At 49.0% G+C, this 22,681-nt stretch carries 21 protein-coding genes, 3 tRNA genes and 2 rRNA genes; 6 read left to right on the forward strand and 20 right to left on the reverse strand.

The genetic code is table 11. From position 1 onward, the window contains the following. Window positions 1-38: 38 nt before the first annotated feature. From ychF to IJ22_RS20795, 3 genes are all read right to left on the reverse strand, one after another. Complete coding sequence (ychF, locus tag IJ22_RS20785; RefSeq protein WP_062410179.1) at window positions 39-1,139, reverse strand: redox-regulated ATPase YchF; 1,101 nt, start codon at window positions 1,137-1,139, stop codon at window positions 39-41. Between the two features lie 159 nt (window positions 1,140-1,298). Beyond that, the gene (locus IJ22_RS20790; protein WP_062410180.1) at window positions 1,299-2,015 is read right to left on the reverse strand and encodes a peptidoglycan recognition protein family protein; all 717 of its coding nucleotides are present in this window, start codon (window positions 2,013-2,015) and stop codon (window positions 1,299-1,301) included. 80 nt (window positions 2,016-2,095) lie between these two features. Further along, window positions 2,096-2,800 carry a flagellar brake protein gene (locus IJ22_RS20795; RefSeq protein ID WP_054819858.1) on the reverse strand — a complete coding sequence of 235 codons (705 nt, stop codon included), beginning with the start codon at window positions 2,798-2,800 and terminating at the stop codon, window positions 2,096-2,098. Between the two features lie 396 nt (window positions 2,801-3,196). Between IJ22_RS20795 and tadA the strand changes: the two genes are divergently transcribed. Both tadA and IJ22_RS20805 read left to right on the forward strand, forming a co-directional pair. After that, the gene (tadA, locus tag IJ22_RS20800; RefSeq protein ID WP_256380571.1) at window positions 3,197-3,664 is read left to right on the forward strand and encodes a tRNA adenosine(34) deaminase TadA; all 468 of its coding nucleotides are present in this window, start codon (window positions 3,197-3,199) and stop codon (window positions 3,662-3,664) included. A 163-nt stretch (window positions 3,665-3,827) separates the two neighbouring features. Beyond that, window positions 3,828-3,901, forward strand: a tRNA-Pro gene (locus tag IJ22_RS20805). Between the two features lie 180 nt (window positions 3,902-4,081). Here IJ22_RS20805 and IJ22_RS20810 read toward each other — a convergent pair. Genes IJ22_RS20810 through IJ22_RS20825 form a run of 4 tightly spaced genes read right to left on the reverse strand, consistent with a single transcriptional unit; the run spans window position 4,082 to window position 6,942 of the window. Further along, window positions 4,082-4,726 (reverse strand): LiaF transmembrane domain-containing protein, encoded by a 645-nt coding sequence (locus tag IJ22_RS20810; RefSeq protein WP_054819857.1) that lies wholly within the window; start codon window positions 4,724-4,726, stop codon window positions 4,082-4,084. Beyond that, a complete protein-coding gene (locus tag IJ22_RS20815; RefSeq protein ID WP_062410181.1) occupies window positions 4,723-5,889 on the reverse strand; it encodes a hypothetical protein in 1,167 nt (388 codons plus the stop codon). The genes IJ22_RS20810 and IJ22_RS20815 overlap by 4 nt, the downstream gene beginning before the upstream one ends. Next, window positions 5,876-6,394 (reverse strand): anti-sigma factor family protein, encoded by a 519-nt coding sequence (locus IJ22_RS20820; protein WP_054819856.1) that lies wholly within the window; start codon window positions 6,392-6,394, stop codon window positions 5,876-5,878. The genes IJ22_RS20815 and IJ22_RS20820 overlap by 14 nt, the downstream gene beginning before the upstream one ends. Continuing rightward, window positions 6,391-6,942 carry an RNA polymerase sigma factor gene (locus IJ22_RS20825; RefSeq protein ID WP_418007126.1) on the reverse strand — a complete coding sequence of 184 codons (552 nt, stop codon included), beginning with the start codon at window positions 6,940-6,942 and terminating at the stop codon, window positions 6,391-6,393. The genes IJ22_RS20820 and IJ22_RS20825 overlap by 4 nt, the downstream gene beginning before the upstream one ends. A 121-nt stretch (window positions 6,943-7,063) precedes the next feature. Here IJ22_RS20825 and IJ22_RS20830 point away from each other — a divergent pair. Then, window positions 7,064-7,139, forward strand: a tRNA-Arg gene (locus IJ22_RS20830). A gap of 104 nt (window positions 7,140-7,243) precedes the next feature. Continuing rightward, window positions 7,244-7,402 (forward strand): hypothetical protein, encoded by a 159-nt coding sequence (locus tag IJ22_RS26395; RefSeq protein ID WP_160327400.1) that lies wholly within the window; start codon window positions 7,244-7,246, stop codon window positions 7,400-7,402. Window positions 7,403-7,459: 57 nt separating this feature from the next. Here IJ22_RS26395 and map read toward each other — a convergent pair whose 3' ends face one another. Continuing rightward, on the reverse strand, window positions 7,460-8,212 hold the full coding sequence (gene map, locus IJ22_RS20835; protein WP_062410183.1) for a type I methionyl aminopeptidase: 753 nt from the start codon (window positions 8,210-8,212) through the stop codon (window positions 7,460-7,462). Window positions 8,213-8,340: 128 nt separating this feature from the next. On the opposite strand from map, the gene helD reads away from it, so the two are divergent. Both helD and IJ22_RS20845 read left to right on the forward strand, forming a co-directional pair. After that, window positions 8,341-10,710, forward strand: a complete 2,370-nt coding sequence (gene helD, locus IJ22_RS20840; RefSeq protein ID WP_062410184.1) for an RNA polymerase recycling motor HelD — start codon at window positions 8,341-8,343, stop codon at window positions 10,708-10,710. A gap of 71 nt (window positions 10,711-10,781) precedes the next feature. Beyond that, window positions 10,782-10,970 (forward strand): hypothetical protein, encoded by a 189-nt coding sequence (locus IJ22_RS20845; RefSeq protein ID WP_054819855.1) that lies wholly within the window; start codon window positions 10,782-10,784, stop codon window positions 10,968-10,970. Window positions 10,971-11,109: 139 nt separating this feature from the next. Here the strand turns inward: IJ22_RS20845 and IJ22_RS20850 are convergent, their stop codons facing one another. From IJ22_RS20850 to IJ22_RS20905, 12 genes are all read right to left on the reverse strand, one after another. Beyond that, window positions 11,110-11,847, reverse strand: a complete 738-nt coding sequence (locus IJ22_RS20850; RefSeq protein WP_062410185.1) for a stalk domain-containing protein — start codon at window positions 11,845-11,847, stop codon at window positions 11,110-11,112. Window positions 11,848-12,311: 464 nt separating this feature from the next. Beyond that, window positions 12,312-12,455 carry a small acid-soluble spore protein P gene (locus IJ22_RS20855; RefSeq protein WP_054819852.1) on the reverse strand — a complete coding sequence of 48 codons (144 nt, stop codon included), beginning with the start codon at window positions 12,453-12,455 and terminating at the stop codon, window positions 12,312-12,314. A 25-nt stretch (window positions 12,456-12,480) separates the two neighbouring features. Continuing rightward, window positions 12,481-12,663, reverse strand: coding sequence for a hypothetical protein (locus IJ22_RS20860; RefSeq protein WP_054819851.1), 183 nt, complete (start codon window positions 12,661-12,663; stop codon window positions 12,481-12,483). An 18-nt stretch (window positions 12,664-12,681) separates the two neighbouring features. Continuing rightward, complete coding sequence (locus IJ22_RS20865; protein ID WP_054819850.1) at window positions 12,682-13,029, reverse strand: hypothetical protein; 348 nt, start codon at window positions 13,027-13,029, stop codon at window positions 12,682-12,684. Between the two features lie 256 nt (window positions 13,030-13,285). Beyond that, a tRNA-Ser gene (locus IJ22_RS20870) sits at window positions 13,286-13,375 on the reverse strand. A 47-nt stretch (window positions 13,376-13,422) separates the two neighbouring features. Next, entirely contained in the window at window positions 13,423-14,706 is a 1,284-nt protein-coding gene (gene serS, locus IJ22_RS20875) for a serine--tRNA ligase (protein WP_054819849.1), read from the reverse strand. A gap of 11 nt (window positions 14,707-14,717) precedes the next feature. After that, window positions 14,718-15,290 (reverse strand): pyridoxal 5'-phosphate synthase glutaminase subunit PdxT, encoded by a 573-nt coding sequence (pdxT, locus tag IJ22_RS20880; protein WP_062410186.1) that lies wholly within the window; start codon window positions 15,288-15,290, stop codon window positions 14,718-14,720. Window positions 15,291-15,325: 35 nt separating this feature from the next. Further along, window positions 15,326-16,207 (reverse strand): pyridoxal 5'-phosphate synthase lyase subunit PdxS, encoded by an 882-nt coding sequence (gene pdxS / locus IJ22_RS20885; protein ID WP_062410187.1) that lies wholly within the window; start codon window positions 16,205-16,207, stop codon window positions 15,326-15,328. A 120-nt stretch (window positions 16,208-16,327) separates the two neighbouring features. Beyond that, window positions 16,328-17,623, reverse strand: coding sequence for a D-alanyl-D-alanine carboxypeptidase family protein (locus IJ22_RS20890; protein ID WP_235594187.1), 1,296 nt, complete (start codon window positions 17,621-17,623; stop codon window positions 16,328-16,330). 130 nt (window positions 17,624-17,753) lie between these two features. After that, on the reverse strand, window positions 17,754-19,211 hold the full coding sequence (gene guaB, locus IJ22_RS20895; protein ID WP_062410189.1) for an IMP dehydrogenase: 1,458 nt from the start codon (window positions 19,209-19,211) through the stop codon (window positions 17,754-17,756). 173 nt (window positions 19,212-19,384) lie between these two features. Next, window positions 19,385-19,501 (reverse strand): 5S ribosomal RNA (rrf, locus tag IJ22_RS20900). A gap of 73 nt (window positions 19,502-19,574) precedes the next feature. Next, window positions 19,575-22,493: ribosomal RNA gene (locus IJ22_RS20905) — 23S ribosomal RNA — on the reverse strand. Window positions 22,494-22,681 lie beyond the last annotated feature (188 nt).

Genomic DNA, 22,681 nt, shown 5'->3' on the forward strand with positions numbered 1-22,681 from the left:
CTTTCTTTTTTTGAGTATATGCATCAAGCCAAAATTCCTTATACATTGAAACGGAAATGCATGACGTCTCCGTCTTTGACGACATATTCCTTGCCCTCGAGGCGCAGCAGCCCTTTTTCCTTGGCTCCGTTCATTGAACCCGATGCGATCAGATCGTCGTACCCAACGACCTCCGCCCGAATAAAGCCGCGCTCAAAATCGGTGTGGATGACTCCGGCCGCTTGAGGCGCCTTCGTACCCTTGCGGATCGTCCAAGCGCGGACCTCCTGCACTCCCGCCGTAAAATACGTATACAGCCCAAGCAAGCGGTACGCCGCTTGAATCAACCGGTTCAAGCCGGAATCCTGAAGCCCCAGCTCCTCGAGAAACATCTGCTTGTCCTCGCCTTCGAGCTCGGCGATTTCCGATTCCACCTTTGCGCTGATCGGCACCACTTCTGCGCCTTCCTTAGCAGCATACTCACGTACCTTTTGGACGTAAGGGTTATCTTCCGCGTTGGCCACCTCCGCCTCGCTGACATTTGCCGCATACAGCACCGGCTTCATCGTAAGCAAGTGCAAGTCGCGAATCAGCAGCTTTTCCTCGTCGCTAAGCTCCACACTGCGGGCCGGCTTATCGTTATACAGCGCTTCTTTCACCCGTTCGAGGCATTCGACCTCCTGCGCGTATTTTTTGTCCCCGCTCTTCATATTTTTACGCGACCGCTCAATTCGTTTATCTACCGAGTCCACATCCGCTAGAATCAGCTCGAGATTAATGGTCTCGATATCGCTGATCGGATCCACAACTCCTGATACATGGGTAATATTCTCGTCCTGGAAGCAGCGAACCACGTGTACGATCGCATCCACCTCGCGGATATGAGCCAGAAACTTATTGCCAAGCCCTTCGCCTTTGCTTGCGCCTTTCACAAGGCCCGCAATATCGACGAATTCAAATGCTGTCGGCACAATACGGTTCGGGTTCACGATCTCGGCCAGCCGGAGCAAACGCTCATCCGGAACCTCTACTACACCAACGTTAGGATCTATGGTACAAAAAGGGTAGTTCGCCGACTCCGCCCCGGCTTGCGTAATTGCATTAAACAACGTTGACTTGCCGACGTTCGGCAGTCCGACGATCCCTGCTTTCAATGCCATGTCAAGGACAACTCCTTAAAAGTTCAACTAGTAAATTCCTAACATAAGATTATACTACAAATACAGCCCCCATGTCATCTGACCGGTTGAGGAAAATCCTGCTCCGCCTGAAAACAAAAAACCGGCCCGCTTCCCGCCAGACCGGTTTGGATCCTTCCTTTATTGTGCCGGCTGCCCCGAAATCCTGCGCAGCTCATTGGCCAGACGATGAAACTCCGCTTGAGCCGATGCATCATTTACAGCAAAGTAGGATGCCGACAAAAAGCGGATCATCTTGTTTGCATCCTCCGCAGAGATGAGTATCTGCGGCTCCGGTATGACGCTTGCCCGGTACTCTTCTTCTACATCCCTCACGAAATCGGAAAACGTTTTGCCGAGCTGCCGAAGCGGCTGCTGCGGGTCGCTGCGGCGCGCCGGATCCAGCATATAATGGCCTGCAATATCGGTAGATGGATTTAGACCGTAACGGTAGCAGGCATAAGCCATCACCCATACATAACGCTTATACGATTCCGTCAGACGGATACGCCCTCCGTGGCACAGCTCCACCGCCCCCGCCGCATCGTTCGCATCGGCTCCATATCTGGCATTGTCCGTTGTAACATTATAAACGACATGATATGCTTTCTCCGCAGGCCCGGTCAAAAAGGGAATGCACTCCAGGATTTCGTTATCATCAACAAAAATATGAGCCGAGGATGACATATCGTTGCTCGTTCGTTGAAAATACGAGACGTTAGCTGAGGCCGTCGCCCCCGGATTGCCCGTGTCATGCGCAACCATAAAACGGCACCGAGCAAGCGGCAGCATCGGCCGCCGTTTGCTTGGGCCAGGCAAATAGCGCGGAATAATCTCATACTTCATTTGAAACGGCACGTTTGCTCACCACCTTTAAGCATGATTGCTTGAATCAACTTATGCTAAAAGGCGCGCTTGATCCGCGGCACTTGCCCGAGTTATTTGAAATTACGATTCTGCATCTCTTCTTTTTTCAGCGTATAGTGTGATTCTACTTGCATTTTTAATATAAATGCCCGCAGGGAATTCGCTTTGTCCGGCGTCAGATCCACGTATCTCGCCCCGTAATAATAGCCTTCAGGGGTCGTTTCCGATCTTATGATTTCTGCAGCACATTGCAAGGTAAAGCCTAAATCGAGAGCCACGTTAACCGTCGAATTCGTGTCCAGACCGATGTTTTCCAGTACCGTAAAGCCTAATCCGCTGATACTTAAATTATGAACCGTGAGTTCAACTTTATTTTGCAGCAGCCGCTCGATCCCCTTCGTTTCCTTGATGGAAACGATCACTCCGCTTTGATTTACCTTCACCCGGGGATGCTCGCGTTTTTCCGCGAAACGGCTCTGATTACTGGGAGGATTGATGACCATGAGCGCACCATGATCCTTGGCGACAACCGTAGACTCAAACACATATACACCACCCGGAGAATAAACCGTCAGCTTGACCTTATCCCCGAGTTCGAATGCCTTATATTCCGAGATTTCGATCTCGATAATATCTCCTTCCGCATAAGTAAGGATACCCGTGGAGACAAAATCCTTTTTCTCTACCATAATCCGGCTTTGCAGCAAAATACCGTTTTGGCTTCTATTCTTGATCCTTTCTACCTCGAACGATTTGCCTTGCGAAGGCGAACTCATTGAAAGCAAACCACCTTTCACACCAAATGAAACCCGCTTATTTTTTAGCGGATCGTGACTACCACGCCGAAAACTAAGACCTTATAACTATATTCCAACTCGAATATTAGGTAAATTTACCCATTTCATATGTTACTTCATTATATCGCTTGCTTGAAAGCCGTTCAACTGATTTTTCATCTTTATCTCTTCTCACTGCTCGCTCAATATCGATTATTCACATATTCGATATCCTGTGAATAACTGGATTGCCGGGAAATGAACTTGCTCTGAAGGCACGATTTTTCTACAATGGAATAGACAAACCAAATGACTTATCCACAATGTTATCCACAGTGTGTTAACAACGAATGTTTGTTCGAACTTGTGGTCACAAAGCTAAATGAGGTGTACGTATTGTCTTTATGGGAGGAACATCTGCCTTATATGAGAGCCGCCATCGATGAAGCCCGCAAAGCGGAGTCGATTTTAGAGGTCCCCATCGGCGCAGTCATCGTACGCGGTAATGAAATTATCGGCCGCGGCCACAATGTCCGCGAAACGACACGGGATCCGCTCGCCCATGCCGAATTGATCGCGATCAAACAGGCCAGCCGGCATTTGGATGCCTGGCGTCTATTGGATTGCAGACTTTATGTTACGCTCGAGCCATGTCCTATGTGTGCCGGTGCCATCGTACAATCCCGCATCCCTCAGGTTATTTATGGCACTCCCGATCCGAAAGCCGGATGTGCCGGAACACTGATGAACCTGCTTCAAGAGGATCGGTTTAATCATCGTGTGGACGTTATCAGCGGTGTGCTTCAAGAAGAGTGCGCGGTCATGCTGACCCAATTCTTCCGCAAATTACGGGGAAAGGCGTAGTGGGAAAACCGCTTGAATATGAAATCGCTTATGCCGGACGCGGCCGAATACGATTCACGCAGAACATTCTCAGCGCTGCGTACCGGCAGAGCATACGACTCTCTTTACTTTTTTTCTTGCCCATGATAAAATAATAGAGCCTTTAAGTGCTTTGCAAAAACATCGAGACGTGGCTCAGCTTGGTAGAGCGCTTGGTTCGGGACCAAGAGGTCGCAGGTTCAAATCCTGTCGTCTCGATTTTCTCTTTTAAGAAGAAAAAGCCTTGATTTTCAAGGCTTTTTTTGATGATAAGCAAAACAGGCTGATGCAGGTTAACCCAACCGGCATCAGCTTGTTCCAGGTATATTTGACTTCATAACCCTGCAGGAAGATCCTGCAGGGATTTTTTGCTGTTGTCACATCTTCACCGGCTGGTGGTTATCCCTGTTCCCGCAGTTCTGCCGGTATATCCTGAGGCAGCACCACTGTTACATTCATGTAAGGATAGTAAGAGTCAAAGCCTTGACGAATCGGCGGCTGCTTAACCTGAACATACATCGTATCCCCGATGGTACGAACGGTATACACGTTCTTTTCGGAAACCTCCGGGAATTGGTCCTCCTGTGTTCTTTCCCTGTAACTGCCGAACAAATGGACAGCCCGCTCCGCGGTTTGATCGACTTTGACCTGTGGACCGTTTGTCTGCACAATAATCCGCTTCACCCTCTCATCTACCGCTTCCCGCATCTCCGGAAGGTCTACGGTCCGTTCAACTGTACCCACCATCCGCCTGACCTCCCCGAGAACGCCGATGCTGGTCAAAAAGGTTAGTCCAAAAGAGCTGATAAACAGCAGACCCACGAAAAACACACTCATCAAATCATATCGAACCATGCTGTTTTCCTTCCGCATCCATATCAGATAGACAAGGATTTCAAGCCCCAGCAGCACGAACAGGATCGGCCACCAGGCAAAGAACGTATCGAAAGCGTTCAAGCCCTGCAGTTGAGATAAAAACAAGGTCACACCCAGGAAAATAAGCGACAAGCCCATGGATAAGGTTCCTACACGCCACGTTCTCACGAGGTCTTTTCCCCCTTTTCCCGCTTGCTGCCGAACAAGAGCCGAAGCCCGCCGCCGATCAGCAGTACGCATACAATGAACGTATGGAAGTATTGGTGGTACCAATACATAATTTCTCTGCTCAATTGCTCGTCGACCCATCGTTCCAATCCGTTCATCATGACGTTATCGACCAAATAATACAAGCCCAAAGCGAGCAATCCGATGCCGACCCACCTCTGATGGTTGATCAGCCAATCCACGACAGGCACATCTCTGATCTCCTCTCGCCCGTACCTTGAAATATACTGCAGTGCATCGAAGAAGCTGAAAAACCATAGAATCGGAATCAGAAACAGAAACAGCGACAGCCGAAGCACGTCTATGATGTAGATGCTGAACAGGAAAGCCGCCATGAGCTGCAAACCGCGCTTTTGCAGACCGAGATACATATGTCCCGCTCCAGGGAAGATGGAAAGCAGCATGCCAAGCGTTTTGTTCTTTTTTCCGGCTTCCCTCATTTCCTGATAATCTTCGAATATGGAACGGTCGATCAGTTCCTCTCCCCGCTGTTTGCGGTTTAGGTGCTGTACACAGTCAAACATGCAGTAGAGCCAGATGATCGGCAGCACGCCCAGAAAGACCATAAACTCCCCTCTATTCGTCAGCGCCGTTACGAAGATAATCATGATCGTAAGCCCGAAGAACGTCAGCAGGAACGCCAACCCCCGCTGCATCAACCCAAGCTGAAAGTGGCCGAGTCCGGGAACGAACGACAGCAGCATGGTAACAAAACGGTCGTCTGCCTGCGAAGCTGATGCCGGTGACGGTCCCCACACGGAGGAGGTATTCCCTGTCTGCGTACTGCCATGCGGGTCTGATCCTCCCCCTCCCCAGCTTTCCGGCAGCGGCGGCTGCGGCCTGCCCAGCAGCGTACGAATCATATCAATCATATTGACCGCCCAAATGACAAACGCCACAAACAGCATAAAAAAGTACGGAATTTCATTGTACCCGAACAGACGGTGAATACGTACCGCAACCATCACGACCAACAGCAGCAGCGAGCCGAAAAATCCGCCGCCATACAGCAGCGCTTTAATCAGCCGGCCCAAGTACAAGTGGCCGAGTCCAGGAATGAACGATAGTATAAAAGCAACCATCGGGTTTTTATTTGGATTCATGGGTATCCCCTCTTTCATATCTCGGTTGAATGGAATCGAGCATGCCGATTGTTTTGTTCATGAGCTTCTCGGAAACGGAAACGTGCAGAATCCGTGTTTCCGCTGTTCTTTTCTCTGAGGCTGTGTCAAACCGGGAAATGTGCTGCGTAAGGGTCTGGAAGACACCGGTGCTCATAAGAATCATCGTAATGGCTGCAGCTACCGTATAATGAAAGAATGGATGTTGAATCCACGGTATGCGTAATTTACGTTTGGTTTGCTCCGGCACCATCTCTACCGGCCTCGTGTAAGGCATTTCTTGTTCCAGACGCATCATCACCGCAGCGGAGAAAGCTTCCTGGTCCTCAAGCTGCGGCAGAACATCGCCAGCCTGTTCCAAACACTGCATATACAGCTCAAAACATGCATCGCAGCTGTCCAGATGCGATTCACAGATTGCCCTCTCTTCATTCGTCAGCTCATCTTTCACATATTGAAGCCAGGTTTCCATTCTCCTATGATTCATTCCCATTCCTCCTCCTTCCATACCTTTCGCATGTACTGTTTGGCCCGGTACAGCTTTGATTCCACTGTTTTCAGCGCCATCTGCTGCTCTTCGGCGATTTGTTGATAGCTCTTCTCTTCAATGTAGAATGCAACTACGACGTCACGGTAACTTTCGGGAAGCTGGTCGAGATAATGGCGAATCTGATCGCTACGTTCCCGGTTAATTACCGTATCCTCTACCGGACGTTCCCTCAGCATGGGCCGCGCGCCCAGTCCCTCCCACTCATCCGTCAGCTCTTCTTTCTTTCGGTCTTTAGCCCGTTTGAAATCAATCGCTTTGTGGACGGCTATACGTGTCATCCAGGTTTTCAAACCTTGAAACCGGTATTGGGGGAGAGACGCGTATATCTTCAGCAGCGCTTCCTGAGTCACATCCTCGGCGTCCTTTGTCGACCGGAGCACAGAATATACCGCCTTGAACAAATGGTTCCCGTACTGATCCACCAGCTCACGAAACGCTTCCCGGTCGCCATCTATGATTCGTGCAATCCATGCTTCTTCCGTAATCGTCTCCCCCTCCTCTCTGGATAATAGACGCCGATGGCCGACGACATCACTGCATCTTTTTCAAATATTTTTACGGACTTTCTTCCCGGCCCTTCGTATGATATAATAACTATGGTTTTATGTCCCCGTAGCTCAACAGGATAGAGCAGTCCTCTCCTAAAGGACAGATAGTGGTTCGAGTCCTCTCGGGGACGCCATACATACCCTTTGAAAGCACACAAGGCCTGATTCACAGGTCTTTCATTATTTTCGCGCATAAAATATCACCCCTGCCGCCACAATAGCGAAGAGGTGATTTTTTATGGAAAAACATATTGATCCAACCGAAGAAATATATATTTATAACAACGAAGACATCAATGACGTGAAGGAAGACGCCACCGGCGAGGAAGGCTTGTCCGCCGGGAAGGCCGGGGAGCCCATACCGAGTCCCTCTGCCAGGAACGGAGACCGACCTTAAATAAGGCAACCGTCCGTAGTCGTACGGACGGTGCTTTTTCTTTTTGAAGACCGCTGATCAAAATATGCCATCGGTGATCACCAGCGGTCCGTCTTTGGTGATGGCAACGGTATGCTCAAACTGAGCCGACAGGCTGCCGTCGTAAGTTCGGGCGGTCCAGCCGTCCAATTCGATAAACATTTCGTGCTTGCCCGCATTGATCATCGGCTCAATGGTAAAAACCATACCTTCCTGAAGACGAACGCCGCGGCCCGGCTTGCCTACATGAGGAAATGTCGGCTCCTCGTGCATGCTTCGCCCGATTCCGTGCCCGACCAGATCGCGTACCACAGAGAAGCCGGCTCCTTCTGCATGTTTCTGCACGACATGCATGACATCGCCCATCCGGTTTCCCGCTACGGCCTTCTCGATGCCCAGCAACAGGCACTCCTTGGTCACTTGGATCAGACGCTCCGCCTCTGGAGAGATCGTTCCGACAGGATATGTACGGCAGGAATCCGCACACCACCCATTGTACCGGCATACAATGTCTACTTTGACGATATCTCCATTTTGCAGCGGTTCTTCGTTCGGAAATCCATGGGCGATCACGTCGTTAACAGAAGTACAAGTAGCAAACGGGTAACCTTTAAACCCTTTGACTACTTGTTCAGCCCCCTGCTCTTGAATAAACCGTTCAGCAAAATCATTGATAACCATTGTGGTAAGCCCCGGCTTGATCATCTTGGCAATTTCCTGATGACACTTGGCGAGAATCTCACCGGCTTTGCGCATCAGTTGAATTTCTTCCGGTGTTTTGATGATAATCATAACGAACCTCCTGAATTTCCAAATATCATATCACTTAGATCTATTGTACGCAATTGCTCGTAAAAGTTCCCCTGTGGTAAGATGTCCGAACAAGATTTCATATTATAGAAGAAGGAGGCTGACCTTCCTTGACACAGGATGCCGCTTGGTGGGAAGAGCAGCATAGGCTGAAGCTTGTGCTGAATGAAGTGCGAAAGCTGATCGAGCGCTCGGAGGAATTATCCGAACAGCGAAAATCGACGGTAACCGAAGCACGCAAAGATTTCTGGGACGACATTACGGTCAATCTAGCGAATCCCGACGACATCATGGAAACTTACACCAGCATTACGCAGCAGTCCATGATGCTCGCCGGTCAAGAACGAAGCCTGCAGCATGCCGAAAATACGCGATACCGATTGCTGAGAATGTACAACTCACCGTATTTTGGCAGGATCGATTTTACGGAAAAAGGCTCTTCCGGTACTGAGAAAATATACATCGGAATCGCTTCAGTTCTGGATGAGCAGACACAGACATACTGGGTTTACGATTGGCGTGCGCCCGTTTCGAGCTTGTTTTACGATTATTCGCCGGGCCCGGCCAATTACGAGACGCCTATGGGGACGATTTCCGGCACCTTGGATTTAAAACGCCAATTCATGATTCGCGGCGGCGAAATCAAAGCGATGTTCAATACAGGAATAACCATCGGCGACGAAGTGCTTCAGCACATTCTCGGGCAGCGTACCGATGACCATATGAAATCCATTGTGGCCACGATACAGAAAGAGCAGAATCAGATCATCCGGGATGACCGCCACAGGGTACTGATCGTTCAAGGAGCGGCAGGCAGCGGGAAAACATCCGTCGCTTTGCAACGGGTCGCCTATCTCCTCTACAAGCATCGCCAAACGCTTAACAGCGATAATATGGTGCTGTTCAGTCCTAACGCCCTGTTTAACAGCTATATCTCAAGCGTCCTTCCTGAGCTTGGCGAAGCCAATATGCAGCAAACGACCTATCAGGACTATCTGCAGCTGCGCCTTGGCTCGCAATTTCAAGTGGAAGATGCGTACGAGCAAATGGAAGCGATGCTTCATACCTATGGTGATCCTGGAGATGAAATACGCAGGAGCAGCATCCGCTTTAAATCATCCAAAGCCTTTGTCGACATCATAGAGAAATATGCCCGGGGGTTGGAGTCCCAAGGCATGCGGTTTAATGACCTGGTCTTTCGAGGAAGGGTACTGATCGGCAAGCAGCAAATGGCAAACTATTTTTATAGCCTGGACGGGTCTATAAAGCTGAGCATCAAAATACACTTAGTGAAGGAATGGCTTCTGAAAGAGCTTAAACGGCTGGCCAAAGAGGAAAGAATGAAGCCGTGGGTGAAAGAGGAAATCGAGCTGCTGGATAAGGAAGTCTATCAGCAAGCTTACAACGCGCTTCGGAAGCAAAAAGGCGACCGGGAGACAGCATTTGATGACGCGAAGCAGGAAGCGCTGCTGCTCAGTAAATACGTTGTACACGAAAAATTTAAGCCGCTCCGGGAGAAGATCAAACAGCTGCGATTTATTTCGGCTGCGGCACTATACAGACAGCTGATATCCGATGTCTCCCGGTTTGCCCTAACCGCCGGGGACAAAGAACTTGAGCTCCCTCCGGAATGGGAGGAAATCGGTCGGCTGACCCTTGAGCAAATGGACCGCGGCCGGCTGACTTACGAAGATGCGACTCCGTTTCTGTACTTGACCGGATTAATCGAGGGCTTTCCATCGTATAATACGGTCCGTCATGTCATTATCGATGAGGCACAGGACTACTCGCCCTTTCAACTGGTATTCCTGAACCGCTTGTTCCCCTGGGCCAAAATGACGCTGCTGGGTGATTTCAATCAGGCCATTTCTGCGCATCATACAGCAGAAGCCGATCATGGCATGGCCGGCTACGAAGTAATTTACGATTTATATGGTCCGGAACAAGTGGAGTTCATACGACTGGTTCGAAGCTACCGGTCAACCAAAGAAATCGCCGAATTCACCAAGGCGATTTTGCCTTTCGGGGAGCCTGTAGAGCCGTTCAGCCGCAGCGGGGAGCCTCCCAAACTGATAGCCGTGTCTGATCATGCCATGCTGACGGACGTCTTGCTTGGGGAAGTGAAGAGGCTCCAAACGTCTGGAATCGGCACGATCGCCATCATATGCAAAACAGCCCGGGAAACCCGCGATGCGTACGATAAGCTCTCAAGCCAATTGCCTCAGCTTCAATGGATTACTAAAGAGACCCGATTGTTTCACGCCGGCGTAGTACTCATTCCCGTTTATTTGGCCAAAGGACTCGAATTTGACGCTGTGCTTATTTATAACGCCTCAGCCGAACATTACTATCGGGAAGTTGAGCGAAAGCTGCTGTATACCGCCTGCACCCGGGCTATGCACAAGCTTACGATTTTCCATACGGGGCAGCCTAGTCCCTTTCTGTCTCACCATCATGAAAAATCAAAGAGAACCCTCTAAACTCGGTTCTCATTTCGATGGGATCATGGTAAAATGAGGAATCAATTTCATAATCGAGGTGGAAAAGAATCATGTCCGCAGATCACTTGTTTTACATCATTTATGACGAGTTTTCCATTTCCATCTGTACTCAATTTGATGAAGTGATTGATGCGGTAACCGGCGGTGCTTTCATATACGGATATACCGATGATGAAGCCATGGCTTACGAAATGATGAAAGATTGCTTCAACAAAGTAGAGCTGGAGAATAATAATTAGGGTTTCGATTGTGAACAAAGGGATCCCTTGATTTTTAATCTGGACCGATAAACAAACCGGATTTGCTTTCCGACGCAAAACAGGGACTGCCGATCGTGCCGGCAGCCCCATGCTAATCGGGATTCCTTGATATTTCAGCTTATTTCAAGGTAAGCGTCGGGTTAAATAACCCAAACCCATTACCTACGTCCCGTAGATGTTCTTTCTTTGTTAGTTTTAACGTGAGTTTATTCACACCTTTTACGCTAACGGACACGTCCTGCGGGAATTCCCCAGGGCCAAAATCATGGGAATAAAGCTCTTTTCCGTCACCTTCTATAACGAAAGTGACAATGTTCGGCGAGTCTTGATTCTCCTTCAATATACCCGCTTTGGCTTTGAAAGAAGTATACTGGCCATTTAACGGATATTCTTGATACATGGACTCCCCTGTATCCAATGTCCAAGCGGCATAAAAAGCAACGTAGTTCTCATACTCATTCGATAAATTATCCTGAATCTTTTTGCCGTGATTAATTAACGAGATACCATTCCAGTTACTAATTTTTTGCGTATTCATTGGTTGGACTCGTTCTCCAAGAAATTCTTCATTCGGTTCGTTTGTTTCTCCAATGAACACCGTTCCGGTTTCACCATCCCACCCTACTTTTTGTCCGAGATTTTCGGCAACAAATCGAAGCGGGACATAGGTGGATCCATTATAAATAAACGGCTTATCCTCGGCAGGCATTTTAGAAACATTATTAATTTTAATATCTTTCACCTCGTAAAAAACTTCAAGCATGGTGCTCCCGCTTGCTGCATATGCAGCTGTTCCCGCAAATAGCGCACTTACAATGATTCCCGCGGTAAAACCCTTTAATTTGTCCTTTAACATATACCGATACCTCCACGGTATTATTTGATTATGTAGTTCAGTAGTAAATTCCAACGAAAAATTTACCTCGTTTTGATTCCTCCCCCATTCGCTAACGTTCGTACTCCGTTTTGATAATTGTACTAAAATTGCTCCTGTAAATAATTTATCGGAGGTTTGCGTTCCATCTATTAGACTATATTTTAAAATACCCGGCCCCTTTCCAAGATCATCTATAACTTAATTATTGCAACGAATTAGTAAAATCAGCTTACTCAATATTAAACTTCGATATTCACACAGAAGAGATTACTGGGGCGACGTCTCCATGGAATTGTTCTTCGATCACATGAAACAGTGGACATTAAAAAAGATGACCCCCGACGAATTCAGAGGTCATTACTGGCTAGCTAAATCGATGGCTATTTGATATAAACTGTCCACAAACCGGGTCTTAGTTCAAGGTAAGAGGCTGTTGATTATTGTTAACCTTCGCCGTTATTATGGCGGCTGTGATTTTGATTTTTCACTTTCTTCGAGCCGGATAACGGTTCATTCGGGTGGCGGTGCTCGTCTTGGTTTTGACGGCCGCTCGGCGGGTTTACCGGTTGAGGAATATTTTTAGGCATGTGATTCCCGTCTCCCTTCGCTGGGTTACTCTTTATCCATCAGCATCGATGTATGAGGTGTTTCATCATGATTTAACGCATCCTGATGCCGGTGATCGTTGGTTTGCTGCTGCACCTGCTGTGCCTGATGGCCGGTAACCACCGTTTTGTCCAAATCTTTAACGACATTTTGCAGATTTTTATCTACGCTGCTTTTATTTTTTGTCATGTTGGCCGTTGCCTCCGTTTAGCTGTGCGTAAAAGAATGAAGCTGTTGTGCACACTCATGGATATGCCTTACATAATCATCAACTAACGTCTGAATGACGTCCGTTCGCTCATCGACATTGTCCCCGTCTCGTTCCACATCAACAAGGTCGACCTTCACTTCTCTGGAATCGACATAAGTACATTTGAAATCAAAGCCGTAGTTATTCCGACCCGCCGTAGCAATATGAACGCGCAGCACATTCGCTTCCGCCTCATCAGCCTGGACTTCTGCTCTGTCCGAGGTATTCAGCACGGTAGGCAGCGTTCTCGCCCATGCCTCGGCCAGTTGCTGTTGGTCCACTTGCAGGCTATCCTTTTTGCTCATGAGTAACACCTCCACATTACTAACATGCGGAGATGCCATCCTCCTTATACCAAGCGCACCTAAGTAAAAAAAGCCATAGGTTCCGTTACACAATAAGAAAAACCTCGCCTCCGGCGAGGTCCTTTATCGTGCAAACCCATGTTGGATAAGGAAGGAAGGGGTGTGGGGTTCCACCCGCTGCTTTCTTATCTGTCAAAAAAAACGACCCTTATCAGGTCGCTGTTTTTTTGTTTTATGGACCATTTATTATTATAAATGGCGGAGAGGGTGGGATTCGAACCCACGGTGGCCTCACGACCACGGCGGTTTTCAAGACCGCTGCCTTAAACCACTCGACCACCTCTCCGGGTGACAACAAGCATTGTATCACAAAAACTAAAGCATGATCAAGCTCTAATTTTTACTGATTTTCGTTACATTCCCCATATACGGCTGAAGCACTTCCGGAATCAAAACGCTGCCGTCTTCCTGCTGGTAGTTCTCCAGAATGGCGGCGACGGTTCGGCCAATAGCCAACCCTGATCCGTTGAGCGTATGCACGAATTCGGGTTTCGCCTTGGTATCGCGGCGGAAACGAATGTTAGCTCGGCGTGCTTGGAAATCCTCAAAGTTACTGCAAGACGAAATCTCGCGGTACGTATTGCTGCTTGGAAGCCATACCTCAAGATCGTACGTTTTCGCCGACGAGAAGCCCAAATCGCCCGTACAAAGCGACAGCACACGGTAAGGCAGCTTGAGCAGCTGCAGCACCTTCTCCGCATCCATCGTCAGTTTCTCGAGCTCCTCATTGGATTGCTCCGGTGCGGTCAGCTTCACCAGTTCAATTTTGTTAAATTGATGCTGTCTGATCAGACCCCGGGTATCACGTCCGGCAGAACCGGCTTCCGAACGGAAGCAAGCGCTGAACGCCACAAAATACTTAGGCAAATCCTCCAAGGATAAAATGTCATCCCGATGATAGTTGGTCACCGGAACCTCAGCCGTAGGAATCAAGAAATAATCTGTTTCATCGATTTTAAAAACATCTTCTGCAAATTTCGGCAGCTGTCCCGTTCCCGTCAAACTATCCCGGTTTACGATATACGGCGGAAGTATCTCCTGATACCCGTGCTGGTCCGCATGCAAATCCATCATAAAATTCATTAAAGCCCGCTCCAGGCGAGCACCAAGCCCTTTATAAAACACAAAGCGCGAGCCAGTCACCTTCGCCGCAGACTCAAAATCCAATATATTCAGCTGCTGCGCCACTTCCCAATGCGGCTTCGGCTCGAACGAAAAGCTCGGTACTTCGCCCACACGGCGAATTTCCACATTGTCTTCCTCGGATGCACCTACCGGCACCCCGTCTTGAGGAATATTGGGAATAGCCAGCACGATAGCATCGAGGTCAGACTCCAGAACACGAATTTCTTCATCCAATGTTTTAATGCGGTCTCCGACAACCTTCATTTCTTCAATCAGATGATTCGCATCTTCCTTAGCCTTCTTCAGCCGAGCCACTTCCTGTGAAACCACGTTACGGCGGTTTTTCAGCTGCTCCACTTCTTGTAAAAGCTCTCTGCGTTTAAGATCCAGGCTAGTAAAACGATCCAGCTCCTCGAGGTTATTTCCTCCCCGATTTTTCATGGCCTGTTTTACTTTATCCATATCGCTGCGCAGTAATTTTACATCCAACAAGGAGATCCCTCCTACCTCGTCTCACGTACCATGTCTATAAAATAAGCGTGCATCCGCTCATCATCGGTCAATTCCGGATGAAACGAGGCTGCCAACAAATGCCCTTGTCTAGCGGCCACGATCTGGTCACGATAGGTAGACAGCACGTCCACATTGTCGCCCACCTTGACAATCAAAGGAGCGCGAATAAACACAGCTCGAACATTGTTATCGATGCCTTTGATATCCAAGTCGGTTTCAAAGCTTTCACGCTGCCGCCCAAAAGCGTTTCGCTCCACTTCGATATCCATCAGCTCCAGATGCGCCTCTTCCTGCCCGACAATGCTTTTTGCAAGAACAATTAAGCCTGCACAGGTGCCGAAAATCGGCTTGCCCTGCCGTGAAAATTCACGTAGGGCATCCACAAAATGATAAGTCCTCATCAGTTTCCCGATCGTAGTGCTTTCGCCTCCGGGAATAATGATTCCGTCGATTTCTTGCAGCTGCTCCACTTTTTTTACGACAACGCCCTGCGCCCCGGCCTTTTCTATCATTTTAATATGTTCAGCCACGGCACCCTGCAGCGCTAAAACTCCGATTTTCATCTCACACTACCTTCTTCCCGAACGAAAAAAATGGATTACCAACCGCGCTCTTGCATCCGCTCGGAGACATGCAGTTTGGAAATTTCAATTCCCTTCATTGGCGTACCGAGGTTTTTCGAAATATTTGCAATCAGTTCGTAATCTGTATAGTGGGTAGTCGCCTCAACAATCGCTTTAGCAAATTTTTCAGGGTTGTCCGATTTGAAAATACCGGACCCGACAAATACGCCGTCCGAACCCAAATGCATCATCAGCGCTGCATCTGCCGGTGTAGCCACACCGCCTGCAGCAAAGTTTACAACAGGAAGACGTCCTGTTTCATGTACTTGAAGCAGCAGCTCATAAGGAGCCCCCAAGTTTTTCGCTTCAGCCATCAGCTCGTCCTTGGACAAGGACTGGATCTTCCGGATTTGTCCGGTAATCATCCGCATATGACGAACCGCTTCAACGATATTTCCCGTTCCCGGCTCACCCTTTGTACGAATCATCGATGCGCCTTCCCCGATTCTGCGGAGCGCTTCGCCAAGATCTCTTGCACCGCAAACGAACGGTACGGTGAATTCATGTTTATTAATATGGAACACTTCATCCGCCGGAGTGAGCACTTCGCTTTCATCGATATAGTCTACGCCCATCGATTCCAGCACTTTCGCCTCAACATAATGGCCGATCCGTGCTTTAGCCATAACAGGAATGGATACAGCTTTCATAACCTCTTCTACAATCGTAGGGTCGGCCATACGAGCTACTCCTCCGGCCGCACGAATATCGGAAGGCACTCTTTCAAGCGCCATAACGGCGGAGGCGCCTGCCGCTTCAGCAATGCGAGCCTGCTCTGCACTCATGACGTCCATAATGACGCCGCCTTTTTGCATTTCTGCCATACCTTTTTTAACGCGCGATGTACCAGTTTCCATTTCCGATTCCTCCCACAACATATCGATATATTTCGACGATCGGCCTTAATAGGACAAACTAACTAAACAAATATTTTACATCAATAGGAGCAAATAAACAACCCGTTTTATCGGATTTCATCAGCTTGTGACACCTTTGACCGTATCTACAAAAAAGTCCTTGATCGCTCTGAAGAACAGCCGGATCCAGCTTCCTTGCTCTACATCCTCGGCTGCCACCAAATTAGCTGTTTGTTCATTTCCGTTATAGGAAACCTTGACCGTCCCAAGCACCTGACCCTGTGTAATCGGGGCGATAAGCTTACTTTCATCTGCCGGTGCCGCTGTAATCGTAAATTGATCGGCCGCGGCGCCTTTTTTGGCAACGATGGAAACTGCAGTTTCCGTGACGACCGGCACTTGTGTTTTCACACCTTTTTTAATATTCACTGTTTTCATGGAATCTATTTCAGCTTTCGCACCCAGGACCTGTTTCAGTTCAAAGTTCGTGAAACCGTAGTCAAGCACTTTGCGGGTCTCTTCAAACCGGCTTGGCTCCGTCTCCGTTCCCATCACGACACTGATCAGCCTCATTCCATTACGTTCCGCTGTTCCGGTAAAGCAATAGCCGGCTTCATTCGTGCTTCCTGTTTTTAAACCGTCGAGGCCTTCATAAGCATATCGCTTAAAATTGGTCGTGTTCCGGTTGTCCCAAAGCATCCAGTTCCAGTTAATCATAGGTGTCGTGTCTCTCTCACGGAATTTCTTGGCCGGGATTTTCGTATATTCCAGTACTTCCTTATGATCCTTTAAGATATTATAGGCGATGATAGCTGCATCTCTTGCAGAAAGGAGCGTTTCCCCCTGCAAATTCTGGGGAGCATACTTACCAAGGTCGGCCCGTCCCAATCCCGTCGCATTAATAAAATGAGCTTGTTCCGACAATCCGAATTCTTTTGCTTTTTCATTCATCATTTTGGCGAAATTTTCTTCTGTCCCGCCTATATGTTCAGCTAGCGCTACTGCAGCATCGTTTGCCGAGTAAATCGACAATGCGGAGAACATATCATCTACCGTAGCTTGCTCTCCCTCAGCTAACAGAATTTGCGAACCTATCACTTCCGACGCGTATTTACTGGTGGTAACCATCGTTGTTTTATCGATTTTGCCAGACTTAATTGCCTCCATTACTAAATATTCCGTCATCATCTTAGCCATACTTGCGGGAGGTAGTGCCTCATCTGCGTTATATTCATATAAAATCTGGCCTGTGCTCGCTTCCATCAATATAGCGGATTTGGCATTCAGTTTTAAATCCACAGGGGTATCCGCAGCTTGAACCGGTGTTGGCTGAACCAGGGTAAGTGACGCGTTTAATAAGAGGGTGACAGCTACGACAGAACAAATTTTTTTAACATAACGAAACAACCATCTCACTCCCAGTATTAGAATTTCATCTTATGGCATAGACAAGCCTGTTTTATTGTACCACATGCCTGGGAAGCTGTACAAAAACAAGGAACGGAAGCCATAGCTTCCGTTCCGCATTTTAGGTTTTGATTTCTTTTTATAAGGAGTAATTCGGCGCTTCTTTTGTAATCTGAATGTCGTGCGGATGACTTTCCCGTAGACCTGCACCGGTGATCCGAATGAATGTTGTTTCATTGATCAGCGCATCAATGTTTTTCGCTCCGCAGTAACCCATACCCGAACGAAGTCCGCCGACCAACTGATAAAGCGTGTCCGCCAGAGGTCCTTTGTACGGTACCCGTCCTTCAATGCCCTCCGGAACCAGCTTGCTTTCGTTCTCCTGGAAATAGCGATCCTTACTGCCATCCTTCATCGCTCCAAGAGAGCCCATACCACGATACACTTTAAAACGGCGGCCTTGGAAAATTTCCGATTCGCCGGGGCTTTCCTCGGTGCCTGCAAAAAGACTGCCGATCATTACCGCGCTGGCCCCTGCCGCTATAGCTTTGACAACGTCTCCTGAGTATTTAATACCGCCGTCTGCAATAATCGGCACTTGATATTGTCTCGCAACTGAAGCGCAATCGTAAATGGCTGTAATCTGCGGTACACCGATTCCTGCGATGACCCTCGTTGTACAAATGGATCCAGGTCCAATCCCCACTTTAACAATGCTCGCCCCGGCTTCAATCAAGTCTCTTGTGCCTTCTCCTGTAGCGACGTTACCTGCGCAAATCGGCAAATCCGGATATTGTTCACGAATTTTTTTCACGGTATTGAGAATATTGATGTGATGCCCATGAGCGGAATCTACAACAATCAAATCGATACCGGCTTCGACCAAAGCGGCCGTACGTTCCATTACATCTTTGGATACGCCGACAGCTGCACCTACAAGCAGCCTGCCTTGCTTATCTTTAGCCGAATTCGGGAATTGAATCGCTTTTTCAATATCCTTAATGGTGATAAGGCCTTTTAAAATCATGTTTTCATCCACTAAAGGCAGCTTCTCGATTTTGTGTTTCTGGAGAAGGACTTCAGCCTCCTGAAGCGTAGTTCCTACAGGAGCAGTTACGAGTTTTTCTCTCGTCATCACTTCTTTAATTTTGATCGAGTAATCATGGACAAAACGAAGATCACGATTCGTCAAAATGCCGACCAATTTGTTATTTTCATCACAAATCGGTACTCCGGAGATCCGGTATTTGGCCATTAATTCTTCCGCATCATAAACATGGTGCTCCGGCGTAAGGGAGAACGGATTCGTAATAACGCCACTCTCGGAGCGCTTCACCCGGTCAACTTCCTCCGCTTGTTGGGCAATCGTCATGTTTTTATGAATGATACCAATACCGCCTTCCCGGGCTATAGCAATCGCCAAAGCAGATTCCGTAACGGTATCCATTGCTGAGCTGAGAAACGGAATGTTAAGCTTGATTTGGTTGGTCAATTGGGTTGAAACATCAATTTCTTTACCGAAAACGTCCGATTTACGCGGAACAAGCAATACATCGTCAAATGTCAGTCCTTCTTTTGCAAACTTAGTTTCCCACACAAAAAGATCCTCCCTTATTTACATCCCGAAAGATATTATTGCAATCTTATCAAAAGCCCAATTTTGGTGTCAAGCACAAAGTCATGACGATTTTCAACGTTTTTCATAAATAGTATGCCAAATTAGATAAAAAAGAGCCTCTTCGGATTATAATCCGAAGAGGCTCTTTCATTGCTTGGCGACGTTCTACTCTCCCAGGACCCTGCGGTCCAAGTACCATCGACGCTGGAAGGCTTAACGGTCGTGTTCGGTATGGGTACGCGTGGTTCCCTTCCGCCATCATCACCAAACGTATTCATTTCTCAAGGCTTGCGCCCTGAAAACTGGATCGAAACCAAGCCGCTGATCATCTTCATGTGTTTTTTGGATAAGCCCTCGACCGATTAGTATTCGTCAGCTCCACACGTTGCCGTGCTTCCACCCCGAACCTATCTACCTCGTCGTCTACAAGGGGTCTTACATACTGGGAAATCTCATCTTGAGGGGGGCTTCACGCTTAGATGCTTTCAGCGCTTATCCCTTCCGTACTTGGCTATCCAGCCGTGCCTCTGGCGAGACAACTGGTACACCAGCGGTACGTCCATCCCGGTCCTCTCGTACTAAGGACAGCTCCTCTCAAATTTCCTGCGCCCGCGACAGATAGGGACCGAACTGTCTCACGACGTTCTGAACCCAGCTCGCGTACCGCTTTAATGGGCGAACAGCCCAACCCTTGGGACCTACTTCAGCCCCAGGATGCGATGAGCCGACATCGAGGTGCCAAACCTCCCCGTCGATGTGGACTCTTGGGGGAGATAAGCCTGTTATCCCCAGGGTAGCTTTTATCCGTTGAGCGATGGCCCTTCCATTCGGTACCACCGGATCACTAAGCCCGACTTTCGTCCCTGCTCGACCTGTTTGTCTCGCAGTCAAGCTCCCTTTTGCCTTTGCACTCTGCGAATGATTTCCAACCATTCTGAGGGAACCTTGGGGCGCCTCCGTTACGCTTTAGGAGGCGACCGCCCCAGTCAAACTGCCCACCTGACACTGTCCCCATACCCGCTTAGGGCACCAGGTTAGAACTCCGATACGATCAGGGTGGTATCCCAACGTCGCCTCCACACAAGCTGGCGCTCATGCTTCCCAGGCTCCCACCTATCCTGTACAGATCGTACCAAAGTCCAATATCAAGCTGCAGTAAAGCTCCATGGGGTCTTTCCGTCTTGTCGCGGGTAACCTGCATCTTCACAGGTATTAAAATTTCACCGGATCTCTCGTCGAGACAGCGCCCAAGTCGTTACGCCATTCGTGCGGGTCAGAATTTACCTGACAAGGAATTTCGCTACCTTAGGACCGTTATAGTTACGGCCGCCGTTTACTGGGGCTTCGGTTCACAGCTTCGGTCTTACCCTAACCGCTCCCCTTAACCTTCCAGCACCGGGCAGGCGTCAGCCCGTATACTTCGCCTTGCGGCTTCGCACAGACCTGTGTTTTTGCTAAACAGTCGCTTGGGCCTTTTCACTGCGGCCCCCTCGGGCTATTCACCCTACCGGGGCACCCCTTCTCCCGAAGTTACGGGGTCATTTTGCCGAGTTCCTTAACGAGAGTTCTTCCGCGCGCCTTAGCATTCTCTGCTCGCCTACCTGTGTCGGTTTGCGGTACGGGCACCTTCTCCCTGGCTAGAGGCTTTTCTTGGCAGCCTGAACTCATGACCTTCGGTACTCCAATTTTCCCTCCCCATCACAGCCCAGCCTTTCGATGTGCGGATTTGCCTGCACACCAGCCTCACTGCTTGGACGAGCATCCATCAGCTCGCGTCACTATCCTTCTGCGTCACCCCATTGCTCATAACGGTTCACGGTGGTACAGGAATTTCAACCTGTTGTCCTTCGACTACGCCTTTCGGCCTCGCCTTAGGTCCCGACTTACCCTGAGCGGACGAACCTTCCTCAGGAACCCTTAGGCTTTCGGCGGATCAGATTCTCACTGATCTTTTCGTTACTCATACCGGCATTCTCACTTGTAACCGCTCCAGCTGTCCTCACGATCAACCTTCAACGCTGTTACAACGCTCCCCTACCCCAGATATATTCATATCTAGCCATAGCTTCGGTGGTGTGTTTAGCCCCGTTACATTTTCGGCGCAGAGTCACTCGACCAGTGAGCTATTACGCACTCTTTGAATGGTGGCTGCTTCTAAGCCAACATCCTGGTTGTCTGCGCAACTCCACATCCTTTCCCACTTAACACACACTTGGGGACCTTAGCTGATGATCTGGGCTGTTTCCCTCTTGACAATGGATCTTAGCACTCACTGTCTGACTCCCGGGTTAACGTCTGTGGCATTCAGAGTTTGACTGGACTTGGTAACCCTTGGCGGGCCCCGCACCCAATCAGTGCTTTACCTCCACGACGCATCTCCCGAGGCTAGCCCTAAAGCTATTTCGGGGAGAACCAGCTATCTCCGAGTTCGATTGGAATTTCTCCGCTACCCCCACCTCATCCCCGAATTTTTCAACATTCGTGGGTTCGGGCCTCCAGTGCGTGTTACCGCACCTTCACCCTGGACAGGGGTAGATCACACGGTTTCGGGTCTACGCCTGCAAACTCATTCGCCCTGTTCAGACTCGCTTTCGCTGCGGCTTCGGCTTCTCACCTTAACCTCGCTTGCAAACGTAACTCGCCGGTTCATTCTACAAAAGGCACGCCATCACCCTTTAACGAGCTCTGACTTCTTGTAAGCACACGGTTTCAGGTTCTCTTTCACTCCGCTCCCGCGGTTCTTTTCACCTTTCCCTCACGGTACTGCTTCACTATCGGTCGCCAGGGAGTATTTAGCCTTGGCAGATGGTCCTGCCGGATTCCCACGAGGTTTCACGTGTCTCGCGGTACTCGGGATCCGTCTAGGGTTTTCGCAGAATTTCGGCTACAGGGCTGTTACCTTCTCTGGCCGGCCTTTCCAGACCGCTTCACCTACTCTGCTCAACCCACGTTGACGTCCCACAACCCCAGGGGGCAAGCCCCCTGGTTTGGGCTAATCCGCTTTCGCTCGCCGCTACTGACGGAATCACTTTTGTTTTCTTTTCCTGAGGGTACTTAGATGTTTCAGTTCCCCTCGTCTGCCTCCAATGCAGCTATGTATTCACTGCATGGTACGTATCTATTACGATACGCAGGTTTCCCCATTCGGACATCCCCGGATCAAAGCCTGCTTACGGCTCCCCGAGGCATTTCGTCGTTCGCCACGTCCTTCATCGGCTCCTGGCGCCTAGGCATCCTCCGTGTGCTCTTATTAGCTTAACCAATTTGGTTATTCGGTACCGACACTTACGTATCGGCTGCTGACGATTTCCTCACGAAAATCGCAGCGGGATGATTCAGCATTTTGCTTCGTTTCGATATCCAGTTTTCAAGGAACAAACAGTCACAGCTTTTCAGCAATGACGAATAACATCATATCATACCCACCTAAGTATTTCAAGGGGTAGATT

The organism is Paenibacillus naphthalenovorans, from assembly GCF_001465255.1.
Lineage (GTDB): Bacteria > Bacillota > Bacilli > Paenibacillales > NBRC-103111 > Paenibacillus_G > Paenibacillus_G naphthalenovorans.

Excerpts from the sequence above, each read along its gene's own strand:
- IJ22_RS20815 (WP_062410181.1), bottom strand. The coding sequence starts at position 5,889 with ATGAATCCAAATAAAAACCCGATGGTTGCTTTTATACTATCGTTCATT.
- IJ22_RS20845 (WP_054819855.1), top strand. The coding sequence starts at position 10,782 with ATGTCCGCAGATCACTTGTTTTACATCATTTATGACGAGTTTTCCATT.
- pdxS (WP_062410187.1), bottom strand. The coding sequence starts at position 16,207 with ATGGAAACTGGTACATCGCGCGTTAAAAAAGGTATGGCAGAAATGCAA.
- IJ22_RS20860 (WP_054819851.1), bottom strand. The coding sequence starts at position 12,663 with ATGACAAAAAATAAAAGCAGCGTAGATAAAAATCTGCAAAATGTCGTT.
- IJ22_RS20865 (WP_054819850.1), bottom strand. The coding sequence starts at position 13,029 with ATGAGCAAAAAGGATAGCCTGCAAGTGGACCAACAGCAACTGGCCGAG.
- map (WP_062410183.1), bottom strand. The coding sequence starts at position 8,212 with ATGATTATCATCAAAACACCGGAAGAAATTCAACTGATGCGCAAAGCC.
- pdxT (WP_062410186.1), bottom strand. The coding sequence starts at position 15,290 with ATGAAAATCGGAGTTTTAGCGCTGCAGGGTGCCGTGGCTGAACATATT.
- ychF (WP_062410179.1), bottom strand. The coding sequence starts at position 1,139 with ATGGCATTGAAAGCAGGGATCGTCGGACTGCCGAACGTCGGCAAGTCA.
- IJ22_RS20850 (WP_062410185.1), bottom strand. The coding sequence starts at position 11,847 with ATGTTAAAGGACAAATTAAAGGGTTTTACCGCGGGAATCATTGTAAGT.
- IJ22_RS20795 (WP_054819858.1), bottom strand. The coding sequence starts at position 2,800 with ATGAGTTCGCCTTCGCAAGGCAAATCGTTCGAGGTAGAAAGGATCAAG.
- IJ22_RS20820 (WP_054819856.1), bottom strand. The coding sequence starts at position 6,394 with ATGAATCATAGGAGAATGGAAACCTGGCTTCAATATGTGAAAGATGAG.
- IJ22_RS26395 (WP_160327400.1), top strand. The coding sequence starts at position 7,244 with ATGGAAAAACATATTGATCCAACCGAAGAAATATATATTTATAACAAC.
- IJ22_RS20855 (WP_054819852.1), bottom strand. The coding sequence starts at position 12,455 with ATGCCTAAAAATATTCCTCAACCGGTAAACCCGCCGAGCGGCCGTCAA.